Source organism: Rhizobium sp. CECT 9324, from assembly GCF_918741265.1.
Taxonomy (GTDB): Bacteria; Pseudomonadota; Alphaproteobacteria; order Rhizobiales; family Rhizobiaceae; genus Allorhizobium.
In genome coordinates, this window is record NZ_CAKKMZ010000001.1 from 1,546,846 (window position 1) to 1,559,489 (window position 12,644).

The following is a 12,644-nucleotide window of genomic DNA, read 5'->3' on the forward strand; positions in this document are numbered from 1 at the left end:
ATGGATCTTCAGTCAATCAGGACATTGGCAAACGAGGAGGAATATCAGGCTGCGCTGTTGGCGGTGCGGCCGTATTTCCACTGCGAGCCAGACGAAGGCACGGTGGAAGCCGCCCATTTCGATGCTCTGGTCTTGCTGATCGAGGAATATGAGGATCGCAATTATCCGATCGCACGAGCCACTCCCGTTGACGTCATCAAGGCGGTGATGGAAGCGAACAGCTATACCCGTGCCGATCTGATTGAAATCATCGGTTCCAAGGCGCGGGTTGCCGATCTGCTGAATGGTCGTCGTGAAATCAATCTGGAGCAGATCAAGAAGATCAGTCGTGCCTGGCACATTCCCCCTGGTGCCCTGATCGGAGACGTGGCGGCGTGAGATTAGCACGCGGCCGCAGATGGTTTTTGACAGTCTCTATGGCCATGCTTGTGGCCACATCTGCCAATGCGCAAGCGCCTGACGCTTCGCTGTCGGGCAATTTCCTGCCCGCTGTGCTGGCCGCCTCCGAGCCGCATCGCGAAAGCCTTCAGGCCTTGATCAAGGGCAAGCCCGGCACTCCATTCTGGTTGCGCAACATGGTGCGGCAGCCGCGTTACGTGGCACTGGCTTCGAAGAAGGTCGATGTGGCGGGAAAACCGATGCAGCTGTTCGAGGCCTGTGAGGCAAAACGCTGCGACGACAGCCGGGTACGGGTGCTCTATTCCGCCGACGGCAAGCGTGCGGTTCTGCGGATTTCGGATAGCAAGCTTGGCGAAAAGCTGTTCGGTGAGCCCTCGATTGGTGAGTTGCGGGCTTTGGGCCTCTAGACCAATGCGCAGAACGCGCGGAACCGTCAAGCCACCACCACTTCGCCCCTGACCGGTGCCTTGGTCGCCAGCGCGCGGCTGGCAAAGATCGAGCCGAGGATCAGCGGCAGGCAGACGAGATAGGCGTTGCGCATGCCCCAGGCTTCCGCCACGAAGCCGAGCAGCGGCGGCGCAAGAAAGAACACGACGAAGGCCATCTGCCCCAGCGCCGCGACATTGACGACGGCCGGACGGTCCGTGCGCTGTGCCGCGGCCGTCACCGCCATCGGATAGACCGCGCTGCAGCCGCCGCCCATCAGGGAAAAACCCGCCAGTGCGACATACGGATGCGGCGCAAGCCAGACCAGGGTGATGCCAAGGGCCGCCGTCGCCAGCAGCACGAGTGCGACGCGCCTTGGCCCGTAGCGGTCGACAACGGGATCGACCGAAAGCCGTGCCAGCGCCATGAAAAAGGCAAACAGCGTCAGCCCCGAGCCACCGACCAGCGGCGAAACGTCAAAGACATCGTCCATGTAGATCGCCGACCAGTCGATGCCCGCACCTTCGATCAGGAAGGCAGATGTGCCGATCAGGCAGAGTGGCAAGAGCGCAAGTGTCGGCAGCGCGAAATGCGGTGCTGTCTCGCCGTCTGCCATGGCGATGACCGGCGCGTTTTTCATGCCGGCGATGACGATCGCCGCGATGACAAAAACCAGTCCGAGCACCAGATGCAGATGCAGTTGCATGGACATGCCGGCTTGGCGGATCACAGATGCGGTGATGGCGGTGATGAAGAAGCCGAGGCTCCAGCAGCCATGCGCACGGTTCATGATGCCAAAGCCGATCTGCGCCTCGATCCGGCCGATCTCGACATTCAGCGTGATTTCCAGTGCCCCGGCCAAAAGCCCGATACAAAACAGCGTCGAGAACACCGCCTGCGCATTCGGCATCAGCGGAATGAGCGACAGCAGTGCGACGATGCCGAGTAGGGAGATGGCCAGCGATATTTTCGTGCCGAGCCTGACGATAACCGACGACGACAATGTCAGGGACACCAGCGTGCCGATCGCCATGCCGATCAGCGTCATTCCAAGTTCGGCCTTGTTCAGCCCGAGGCTTGCCTGCAGGTCCGGCATGCGGGCAAACAAAGCCCCGGTCGACATGGCAAACAGGAAAAAGGCGAGATAGATGCGAAACTGCGGGGGCATCGGCATGATGGGACTCAAAGGTGTTTGAATGGGACGTCATGGCAGTGACATCATGCGTCAGCGGTGTCCAGCCGCGATCACGGCCGGACAGTCTCGATCTGCCGGCAATGTGAGCCCGCGCACGGTGTCGAGCCCTACTTTTCGCGCCTGAGGGAACAGGGCTTCTGCGCTATGCCTTGACCAGCCTTACCCGCGTGCCCCAGGGATCCAGCGCCTCGAAGCCGCCATGGATGTCGGTGACGGCGAAGCCCTTGGCGGCAAGCGCCGTCTTGCGGGCGGCAAGGATTGCATCGTCGGTCGTGGCCAGTGAAAACCAGTCGAGCCCGGCCATCGCCTCCTGCCGCGGGCCGGCGTCCGGGCTCTCCCAGATATTGGCGCCGACATGGTGATGGTAGCGGCCGGACGACAGGAAGGTCGCGCCGCGCTGGTCGTCACCCGCCACCACGTCAAGCCCGAGGCCGGCGTTGTAGAAACCGCGTGCCGCCTCCAGTGCCCCGACCTTCAGATGGATATGCCCGATCCGCAAACCGGCCGGAACCGTCTTGTAGTCGTCGCGGTCGGTGCGAGTCTTCGTCTTGATGAAGATATCGTCGATATCGAGTTCCTTGGTGCCCATCGACACCCGGTCGCCGGCCCACAGCCAGCGCTCCACCGGCCGGTCGCTATAGACCTCGACGCCATTGCCTTCCGGGTCGGCAAGATAGACGGCCTCCGACACGCTGTGATCGGCAAAGCCGACCAGCGGAAACTGGCTGCGCGCCACATGCACCAGCCAGCGGGCGAGATCGCTGCGCGACGGCATCAGGAAAGCGGTGTGATAAAGGCCCGCCTGGCCGCTGGCCTCGGGGGCGGCGTCCGGCCGGCTGAGGATATGCAGCAAGGCTGCGCCGCCGGCACCCAGCGTCACCTCGTCCTTGTCTTCGCGCAAAACCTCCAGCCCCAGCATGCCGGTGTAATAGGCCTTCAGCGCGCCCATGTCGCGGGCGCGAAGGCAGACGGCGCCTACATGCATCGGGCGCGTCAGCGCAAACGGCAGGTCGCTGGGCGCCGAGCGCATCACCGCCTGGATCTCGATTCCCTCGGCCCTGAGCGCACCGGCCATGGCGCCGGATAGCGTCGCCGTGCCCGCCAAGGTCAAAAGCCGCCGTCTCGTCAGGTCTGTCTGCATACGTGCCCCCGCAAATCCTGTGTCTCACTGCTTTCGCCTTACACCCCGGGCCCTCGTTTTGCCCGTCACGGCCGTCTCGGCAAACTCACTTTGGCGTGACCCGGATCACGCAGCCTGCCTCATTTATGATGCATTGCAGCATAAACATCGGCGCTTGGCGTTTTCATTCCGTCACATTTGCTGTAAACGATGGAAAAACAAGCCTGTTTGGGTGGAGAGGGCAATGAGGAAGTGGGTTTACACCTTCGGCGGAGGAGCGGCCGAGGGGCGTATGGCCGATGTCGACCATTTGGGCGGCAAGGGGGCCAATCTCGCCGAGATGGCAAGCCTCGGCCTGCCTGTGCCGCCGGGCCTGACCATTATCTCCGATGCCTGCGGCTTTTATTACAGCAATGCCAAGACCCTGCCCGATGATCTGAAGGCCGAAGTGCTGGCCGGCATCAAGGGTATCGAGGCGATCAGCGGTCGCGGCTTCGGCGATACCAGCCATCCGCTGCTGCTCTCCGTGCGCTCGGGCTCGCGCTCCTCCATGCCCGGCATGATGGATACGGTGCTCAATCTCGGCCTGAACGACCACACCGTCGAGGCGCTCGGCCATCATTCCGGCGATGCCCGGTTTGCCTGGGACAGCTATCGCCGTTTCATCCAGATGTATGGCGATGTCGTCATGGGCCTCGATCACGAGGTTTTCGAGGAGATCCTCGAAGACGAGAAGGGCCGCCTCGGCCACGAGCTCGATACCGATCTGTCCGCCGTCGAATGGCAGCATGTCGTCTCGCTCTACAAGGAGACGATCGAGCAGGAACTGGATCAGCCCTTTCCGCAGGATCCGCATGTCCAGCTCTGGGGCGCGATCGGCGCCGTCTTTTCAAGCTGGATGAACCCGCGCGCCGTCACCTATCGCATGCTGCACAACATTCCCCAGGAATGGGGCACGGCCGTCACCGTACAGGCCATGGTCTTCGGCAATCTTGGCTCGACGTCTGCCACCGGCGTCGCCTTCACCCGCAATCCGTCGACCGGCGCCAAGGAGCTTTACGGCGAATTCCTCGTCAATGCGCAAGGGGAGGACGTGGTCGCCGGCATTCGCACGCCGCAGTCGATCACCGAGGAAGCCCGCATCGACAGTGGCTCCGACAAGCCGTCGCTGGAAAAGCTGATGCCGGAGGCCTTTGCCGAATTCGGCCGCATCGGCGACCGGCTCGAAGCTCATTACCGCGACATGCAGGATCTCGAATTCACCATCGAGCGCGGCAAGCTGTGGATGCTGCAGGCCCGTTCGGGCAAGCGCACCACCAAGGCGGCGATGAAGATCGCCGTCGACATGGTCGAGGAGGGCGTGATCACCAAGGAGGAGGCCGTGCTGCGCATCGAGCCCTCGTCGCTCGACCAGTTGCTGCACCCGACCATCGATCCGCGCGTTGAGCGCCACATCATCGGCTCCGGTCTTCCCGCATCGCCGGGCGCCGCGACCGGCGCGATCGTCTTTACCGCCGAAGAGGCGGTCGAGGCCGACAGCGAAGGCCGCAAGGTCATCCTCGTGCGCGTCGAGACCAGCCCGGAAGACATTCATGGCATGCATGCCGCCGAAGGCATCCTGACGACACGCGGCGGCATGACCAGCCATGCAGCCGTCGTTGCCCGCGGCATGGGCATCCCTTGCGTCTCGGGTGCCGGCACCATGCGCGTCGACCTGCGCAACGAACAGCTGATCGGCATGGGCGTCACCCTGAAAAAGGGCGATATCATCACCATAGACGGCTCGGCCGGCCAGGTGCTGAAGGGCGAGGTGCCGATGCTGCAGCCCGAACTCTCGGGCGATTTTGCCAAGCTGATGTTATGGGCCGACGCCACCCGGCGCATGACCGTGCGCACCAATGCCGACACGCCGACCGATGCGCGCGCCGCCCGCTCCTTCGGCGCGGAAGGCATCGGCCTCTGCCGCACCGAACACATGTTCTTCGAGGGCGACCGCATTCACGTCATGCGCGAGATGATCCTCGCCGAAGACGAGACCGGGCGAAGGGCAGCATTGGAAAAGCTGCTGCCGATGCAGCGTTCGGATTTCACCGAACTCTTCACCATCATGCACGGCCTGCCGGTGACCATCCGCATGCTCGATCCGCCGCTGCATGAATTCCTGCCCAAGACCGACGAGGAAATCGACGAAGTCGCCGATGCCATGGGCATCGAGCCCGGTTTCATGCGCCGCCGCATCGATGCCCTGCACGAGTTCAACCCGATGCTCGGCCATCGCGGCTGCCGGCTTGCCATTTCCTATCCGGAAATCGCCGAAATGCAGGCCCGCGCCATCTTCGAGGCCGCCGTCACGGCTGCCCGTGACACCGGCGCCCCGGTCGTGCCTGAGATCATGGTGCCGCTGGTCGGCCTGCGCTCCGAGCTCGATTATGTGAAGGCCGTCATCGACCGCGTCGCCCGCGAGGTGATGACCGAGGCCAAGCTCGAGATCTCCTATCTCGTCGGCACGATGATCGAACTGCCGCGCGCCGCCATCCGCGCCCATATCATCGCGGAAGCCGCAGAATTCTTCTCCTTCGGCACCAACGACCTGACCCAGACCACCTTTGGCATGTCGCGTGACGATGCTGCCGCCTTCATCCCGACCTACCAGCGCAAGGGCATCATCGTGCATGACCCCTTCATCTCGCTGGATTTCGACGGCGTCGGCGAACTGATCCGCATCGCCGCCGAACGCGGCCGCAAGACGAGGCCGGACATGAAACTCGGCATCTGCGGCGAACACGGCGGCGACCCGGCCTCGATCCATTTCTGCGAGGATGTCGGGCTGGATTATGTCTCGTGCTCGCCGTTTCGTGTGCCGATTGCCAGGCTGTCGGCGGCCCAGGCGGCGATCAAGGCGCGGGGGTGAGTTGACGTCCCTGGCGTGTTATCAGCGACGTATCCGTCTACCAGACTTCGAAGGACGTGGTGGTTCAGGGTCGGGCAAGTCACGCAAGAGGCGGATTAGCAAAGCCCTGTCTGGGTCCATGCGGGCGAGCAGTCGCTCAGGGTCTTCTGCCTCGTCCATATTAGAGAGGTCTATTAGCAGCGCGGAATATTGCTCTGCTTCCGGTGAGAGGTCGGGCGTTAACAGGCCCGCAACATCGCGCAGTAGGCCGGGATCACGACATTTTTCGGCGAAACCTACCATTAGGTCTGAAAGCCAAGTGTGATCTCTGTGGTTCTCAGGCGCAAGTGCCTGCAATCGCGCGACGCGCGTCAAAAGGTTCGAAACGGCATGCCATCCCTTTGCGCGCCCACCCCTATCTGCAATGTCAGCAATTATCTCGCCCTGATCACGGTAGAAGAATAGATGTTCATAGGTTGTCAGCCATTCTCCGTGCCGGTCCATGACACTGTCAAACTCCTCCCACTCACCTGCCCTCATCGCTGCAACGGTGAACTCGGATATCTCGCCTCGGGGATCGGGAAGAGCATCGTCGGATGCCTCCTGGAATGTAAATATCCAGTCGGTAAACATGGTCGAAATTCCGGGTACCGCGATATGTGCTGCCACGTCTAGCGTGTAAGAAATGCTCCAGCAGGTTTCAAAGCTGTTTCCGATTTCGTTGCCTAACCGGATTGCCTCTCGCAGGTGAGCTAACGCCTCATCATGACGGCCGAGGGGGCTAAGCGACGTAGCAGCTGTTTGTCTAGCAACCGCCTCTTCATACTTTGCACCCCGCTCACGCGACAGTTGGATCGCTCGGTCAAGCTGTGCTAGTGCTTCTTCATAGCGGCCAAGCTCTTTAAGTGACCAGCCTGCGAAACGCCGAGCATCTGCCAGTAGAGATTGCTCGTCGAATTTTTCTGCCAGCTCGATTCCTTGGTCCAGTTGCCGAAGCGCTTCGATATGCTGCCCGAGGGCGCCGAGTGACCAGCCCCAATGCGTGCGTGCAAGCGCCTCTTGGAGCTTATCGTCAATTTCGCGCGCAGCTTTTACCATCCGGTCCCAATGGGCTAGCGCGTCCTCATGGTGAAGATACTCATCCAGTGACCAGCCAAACATCCGGTGTGCTAGGCACCTCAATAGTGCGGGGAGGGCGCCGAGTTCTAGCTCAACGAAGCTGAAGCCTAGCGCGGCCATTGCTGTCTGGTCGTCCTTCACAATCGAAAGAAAACGCATAAGGGCGTCTAAAACAATAATGGTTGCCGATATGTCATCCTGAACCTCATCCAATGCGTTGCGCAGTTCGGTCTCTGCTTGCTCCTCATGTCCGAGGCGATACAGCGCTTGGGCTCTCAAGCAAGCAAGTATGGCGGAATCGACAGATGCGATGCTCGCGTAGGCCTTGCATTTATGGAGAACTTGCTCTGGCGCCTGAAGCAATTGGTTGCACCAATCTATTGTTGGGCCCAAGTCTGTCGTGGCGGCGCCTAGCCAAACTGATAGTCCGTACTCAAATTGTTTGACGTAACTGCCTTTTGCATCTGTTCCGTCCTCCATCGCAAGCCGGCTGAAGAGCGCGCCCTCGGCCAATCTACCTTCAAGCAAATGGCGTAGACCCTGCTGCTTCTGCTCTTTTCGGTCATAGAAGCTACGGAGAAAATCGAGAATGCTGGCAAGCGGTGTTTCCTGCGCCACCCGACTGCCCTGCCGGCGCCTGTAGTAGTGGGCAAACACGCGATCCGTAACGGCGTAGAGCGTCTCGCGGCTGTCTGGGGCAGGGCGGCCACGGATGATGTCGGCCGTCTGCAAATCGGACATGGCTCGCGCAATCTGGCTCTGTCCTGCGGCGCCGACGCGCTCCGCCAGCTGTGTTTGCGATGCCGGTTCGCCCCCGCGGATTAGTGCATCCAGCAGTCCTCGGACCAACGGAGCGAGATCCTCGATACGACGGCGGTAATACTCCGCGAGGCGGTCGGCCAGCGCGTTCATCGTTTCCGCAACCGTCAGAGCATCCTCGGTCTCAATTACCTCGGCAAGCAACTGGGCCAGTCTCGGCGTGCCGCCGATGAACTCTGCGACCGCTCGGGCCTTGGCTTCCTGCCTGCCGTCAAGTGGTGGCTTGTTCTCGCTCTCACGCTTTCGGTTGAAATAGGTGATGCAGTCATCGGTCGTCCATGGCTGCAAGCGTACCGGCTCAAATGCCTGGAACAGCGGCTTGTCGTAATCCATGTCGACGGTGCCGGTCGCAGTGGCAAGCAGCATCACTCGGTTCTTCTGTCGAAACAACCAGTCGCGAAGGCGCTGCTCATCCTCGTCGTTCGCGAAGAGGGTTGCCAGCAGGCTGTCGAAATTCTCAACCGCAACAACAACGAGCCCTTGGCCATCAGGCAATTCCGCATCGAGAGCTGCTTCCAGCCTAGCGACAGACTCCTTCCAACGCCGTGCTGCCTCGCCCGGTTTCGGCCACTGAAACATGGCCTCTGCAAAGGCCTCGTCACCCTCGGTCTTCGTGAGAAGGACCGTGATGTAGTCGAGAAAGGCATGCGGACTTTTCTGGAGGTTGTGCTGTTCTTCCGGGAGCAACAGGAAGATTATCGGCTTGTTGTCCGGTGGTGTCTGCTGGAGCGCGATCTCGACTCGTCGCATCATGAAGGACTTGCCGAAGCCACGTGAGCCATAAAGCACGACGTGCTGCAGGGCGCCCGGCGTCGCCGAGCGGGAGCGGCTGATGGCGGCCATGATCCTGCCGAATTCCTCTTCGCGCCCGGTTGAGACGGCGACGATATCGGCATCGGTCATGTCGTGCGTCATGAAGGTGCGCACGACTGCGGGTCTCGAATTCGTGTTCATGCCAGCCCCGACCTTTTCCACCAGTTCTTGGCCAATCGCGAGCCGGCCTTCCAATGTCGTTCGTAGTCGGCGTCTTCCGTGAAATCCACGAAGCCGTCCTCCACCAGCATTTCCATCGCTTCCATAAGGTCGATCCGGTCAAAGGCAGCGGCGCAGGGAAGGTTCTCGCCGCGACAGGATTCGACCGCCATGACAGCTTTCATAGCGGGCAGCAGCAGCTCTTCGCGCCGGTTGGCCGCCAGCCCGGAATAGGCCTTGAAGCGCCTGTCGAACTGATTGAAAAAATCCGCGTGCATATGAGGGCGCACGCGTTCGGAAAAAATTTTGGCAAAGTCCGCAGGCTCTGCCTTGTTCCCAACCTCCAGGAGGCCTTTGACCAGAAAACAGGGATAGAAGACGCCCGACTGCTTCAGGAATTCGTTTGTGTGTTCCGTCGTCCAACCTGCGGAATCGGTCGCCTGTCGCACGAATTCTCGTGCCTCTTCTTCTGTCAATTCCGGGACGGGGAAAGGCTGAAGGTCGTTGAGGTGTTCGCTGTTGAGACCATGCTGGCGTGACAGTGCTTTCATGCCGATGGAGCCGGTTAGGAGCATTCGGACGCCGACCCCGCGCCATTCACGCATCGAAGCGAGTAGCCGATCTGCCTTCTCTGCTCCATGCTTGTTGATCAGGTTGTGCATGAAAGTGGAGAATTCATCAATAATGAGGATCGGAGGCGTGCCTTCCTTGTTCGCTCGCCCGATCGCTTGTGCCACGATTTGCCAATAGGCTTCGAGCGAGGTCTCCTCGAACGGCGTCCCGTTGGTCAATGCGTCGAGGACGTTCTTTGCCGGGCTTTTGCCAACCACGTCGAGCGTCTTCGCGAGAAAGTCCTTGCGGTTGGGCATGGCGCCCAACCAGCCGGCGAGAAAGTCCGAAAGCGAATTCAGTCCCTCACCATTAAAGAAAGCGTAGGGCGTGCCCGCACTCTGGAACTGCTCGATGGCATATTGCCGAAGCGTGGACTTCCCGATTCGCCTCAGCCCGAACATCTTGATGCCATTGCTCTTCATGAGCGTTCGCATGAAGCGCTCTTCCAGGTCGGGTCGCGCGAACCGCTGCGCACCGCTAACCGCATTGCCGTAGTGCAATTCCAGAGCCATGTTTCACCTATTCGCGACCGAAGATATCTGCGATTGCGTATATCAGACCGATGCGGAGTTTGTCAAATATACGCGACTGCAGATATCTGTGGCTGCGTATCGCCGTGGTGTTTTGGCTGGGCCCTTCCTATGGCTTCAGATAAGGTGGGCTCGCAGTCTGATTTGGCCGAGGTTGCGCCCCGCTCACTCCCCCACTCACCCCGCAAACACCTCCACATGCGTCTCGGCCGTGCGCCCGAAATACACCACGCGCCGCCCGAGGAAGGAGACGATATACCCCGCACAACCCGCCGTTTTCGCCTCGGCGCTGAAGGCCTGGTAGCTGTAGTCGGCGCCACCCGATTGCGCCCAGCGCACGAGGCGTTCGATTTCGTTGGCGTCGAACGCCGCGCCGATCGTCCCGGCATGCGCGGGCATGGCCAGCACCGTGCTGTCGCCATCGGGCAGGTAAAAGGTCTGGCTGTCGCGCCGGTAGTCGACGGTATAGCCCTCGAAGCCGGCGGCGATCAGTCGGCCGACGATCTCGGGAAAGCTGAGGCTGCCGTCATGGGCGGCGTTCAGGCAGGTCTGGGCAATGGAAATGCGTTCCGCGTCCATGGCGGTTCTCCTTGTGTTTGAAAGATTGGCTGTGGCCGGCGACTGTCAGTCGGCGGTCAGTCGGCGTTCAGTCGACCGGGATGGTCCTGATCCCGCGCCGTTCGGCGAGGGTTCTCAATGTCTGGCTGAGAACCGTGTGTTCCTCCGGCGTGAGAACGCCGAAATAGTCGGCATCGGTGGCATCGGCCAGCGCCGCGAGAACCGGCACTTTCGCCCGCCCGTCTTCGGTCAGGAACAGGCGGTGGGCCCGCCCGTCACGCTCGTTTTCGGCGCGTCCGACCAGCCGCTTTTCCGTCAGCCGGTCGGCCAGCTTACTGATCGCGCCCTTGGTCATGCCCATTTTCTCGGCCAGCGCCGATGGCGCCATGTCGTCCTGGTCGTAGAGCGCGCGCATGAAGGCCCATTCCGCAACCGTGACGCCTTCGCCGGCCACCTTGCGGGCAAATTCCTGCGACACGGCATTCGACACCATGCGCATCCAGTAGCCGGTATGGGTGGTAAGGTCGGAAACGGTCGTCATCGCGGGGTTCCATTTTGATTGACTAGGAAACTATATCGAATTGGTTTCCTAGTCAAGTTGTTTTGGCGATCTGTGCCGGCCACCGCCCTTCACGGACCGCTGTGTCGCTTCAATTGCTGATTGCGGCCCCCGCACGCCCGCGATAACCTCGACCCCAACCCTTGGCGGAACCGCGTCTCATCGTGATCCGCCCGGATGCCATCCTTGGAGACTTTCATGCCCGGCTATTCCGCCCGCCCGCCTGCCATCCCGACAACAGTGCTCGACGATGCCGTCGCCCGCATCACCCGCTGGGATTTCGAGCCGGGTGCCGCGACCGGTCACCACACGCATGGCCTCGGTTATGTCGTCGTGCCGATCACCGATTGCCATTTCCTCATCGAGGACGAGGCCGGCGAGCGCCGGGTGACCAGCCGCGCCGGCGAAGCCTATCGCCGCGATGCCGGCGTCGAGCACAATGTCATCAATGGCGGCGACGGTCCGATGAGTTTCATCGAGATCGAGTACAAATGAGCGGCGACAGCGACGAAGCCGCACCGGACATGCCGCCCGAATTTGTCACGGCTTTTGAGCCGGCGCATGGAATGCTGGTGCCGCTGGCAGAGGGCGTTGCGCGCATCACCGTCAACAATCCGAGCCCGTTTACCTTTCACGGCACCAATACCTATATCGTCGGCGACCGCTCGGTCTGCGTCATCGATCCGGGCCCGGACGACGAGGCGCATTTCCAGGCGTTGAAGTCCGCCCTTGCGGGCAGGGAGGTGACCCATATCGCCGTCAGCCACACCCACCGCGACCACTCGCCGCTGGCGGCCCGCCTGAAGGCAGAGACCGGCGCAATCATCGTCGCCGAAGGCCCGCATCGCCCGTCGCGGCTGCTGCATGAGGGCGAGGCCAATCCGTTTGCCGAAAGCGCCGATGCCGATTTTCGCCCCGATATCGCGCTTGCCCATGGCGAAGCCTTCGAAGGCGACGGCTGGCGCATGACTGCCCTGCACACACCCGGCCACACCGCCAATCACTGCGCCTTTGCGCTCGACGATCGCGGCATCGTCTTTTCCGCCGATCATGTCATGGCCTGGGCGACCTCGATCGTTGCCCCGCCCGATGGTGCCATGGCCGATTACATGGCCTCGCTGGATATGCTGCTCGAACGAAGGGACCGGATCTATTTCCCCGGCCATGGCGGCCCGGTCACCGATCCGCCCGCCTTCCTGCGCGGCCTGCGCACCCATCGCCGCATGCGCGAGCGCGCCGTGCTGGAACGCATCCGCCTGGGCGACCGGCTGATCCCGGACATGGTCAAGGTGATCTATGCCAGCACCGATCCAAGGCTGCATGGGGCAGCCGCCCTCTCCGTGCTCGCCCATCTGGAGGAACTGGTGGAAAAAGGCCTTGTCGCGACCGACGGCCCGGCCCGGCTTCTCGGGGCCTACCGGATCGCCTGAACATCAGGCATCGAA

General features: G+C 61.6%; 11 protein-coding genes. 5 read left to right on the forward strand and 6 right to left on the reverse strand.

Translation table 11 applies throughout. The annotated features are described in order from the left end of the window. Both LQ231_RS07590 and LQ231_RS07595 read left to right on the forward strand, forming a co-directional pair. Positions 1-378, forward strand: coding sequence for a helix-turn-helix domain-containing protein (locus LQ231_RS07590; protein ID WP_230170882.1), 378 nt, complete (start codon positions 1-3; stop codon positions 376-378). Between the two features lie 38 nt (positions 379-416). Next, entirely contained in the window at positions 417-806 is a 390-nt protein-coding gene (locus tag LQ231_RS07595) for an Ivy family c-type lysozyme inhibitor (RefSeq protein ID WP_230170883.1), read from the forward strand. A gap of 26 nt (positions 807-832) precedes the next feature. Here LQ231_RS07595 and LQ231_RS07600 read toward each other — a convergent pair whose 3' ends face one another. Together LQ231_RS07600 and LQ231_RS07605 are read right to left on the reverse strand one after the other, a co-directional pair. Then, positions 833-1,999: an MFS transporter gene (locus LQ231_RS07600; protein ID WP_230170884.1), complete on the reverse strand. Its 1,167-nt coding sequence runs from the start codon at positions 1,997-1,999 to the stop codon at positions 833-835. A gap of 163 nt (positions 2,000-2,162) precedes the next feature. Beyond that, complete coding sequence (locus LQ231_RS07605; protein ID WP_230170885.1) at positions 2,163-3,161, reverse strand: VOC family protein; 999 nt, start codon at positions 3,159-3,161, stop codon at positions 2,163-2,165. A gap of 223 nt (positions 3,162-3,384) precedes the next feature. Between LQ231_RS07605 and ppdK the strand changes: the two genes are divergently transcribed. Next, positions 3,385-6,051: a pyruvate, phosphate dikinase gene (ppdK, locus tag LQ231_RS07610; protein WP_230170886.1), complete on the forward strand. Its 2,667-nt coding sequence runs from the start codon at positions 3,385-3,387 to the stop codon at positions 6,049-6,051. A gap of 21 nt (positions 6,052-6,072) precedes the next feature. Here ppdK and LQ231_RS07615 read toward each other — a convergent pair whose 3' ends face one another. The 4 genes from LQ231_RS07615 to LQ231_RS07630 form a co-directional block, all read right to left on the reverse strand. Beyond that, positions 6,073-8,922, reverse strand: a complete 2,850-nt coding sequence (locus tag LQ231_RS07615) for a tetratricopeptide repeat protein (RefSeq protein ID WP_230170887.1) — start codon at positions 8,920-8,922, stop codon at positions 6,073-6,075. After that, a complete protein-coding gene (locus LQ231_RS07620; protein ID WP_230170888.1) occupies positions 8,919-10,052 on the reverse strand; it encodes an ATP-binding protein in 1,134 nt (377 codons plus the stop codon). Before LQ231_RS07620 ends, LQ231_RS07615 begins: the two co-directional genes overlap by 4 nt. 207 nt (positions 10,053-10,259) lie before the next feature. Further along, positions 10,260-10,661, reverse strand: coding sequence for a DUF1398 domain-containing protein (locus tag LQ231_RS07625; RefSeq protein ID WP_230170889.1), 402 nt, complete (start codon positions 10,659-10,661; stop codon positions 10,260-10,262). A 67-nt stretch (positions 10,662-10,728) separates the two neighbouring features. Continuing rightward, positions 10,729-11,181: a MarR family transcriptional regulator gene (locus tag LQ231_RS07630; protein ID WP_230170890.1), complete on the reverse strand. Its 453-nt coding sequence runs from the start codon at positions 11,179-11,181 to the stop codon at positions 10,729-10,731. A gap of 216 nt (positions 11,182-11,397) precedes the next feature. On the opposite strand from LQ231_RS07630, the gene LQ231_RS07635 reads away from it, so the two are divergent. Together LQ231_RS07635 and LQ231_RS07640 are read left to right on the forward strand one after the other, a co-directional pair. Next, positions 11,398-11,694, forward strand: a complete 297-nt coding sequence (locus LQ231_RS07635) for a cupin domain-containing protein (RefSeq protein ID WP_230170891.1) — start codon at positions 11,398-11,400, stop codon at positions 11,692-11,694. Continuing rightward, positions 11,691-12,629 (forward strand): MBL fold metallo-hydrolase, encoded by a 939-nt coding sequence (locus tag LQ231_RS07640; RefSeq protein WP_230170892.1) that lies wholly within the window; start codon positions 11,691-11,693, stop codon positions 12,627-12,629. Before LQ231_RS07635 ends, LQ231_RS07640 begins: the two co-directional genes overlap by 4 nt. Positions 12,630-12,644: the final 15 nt, after the last annotated feature.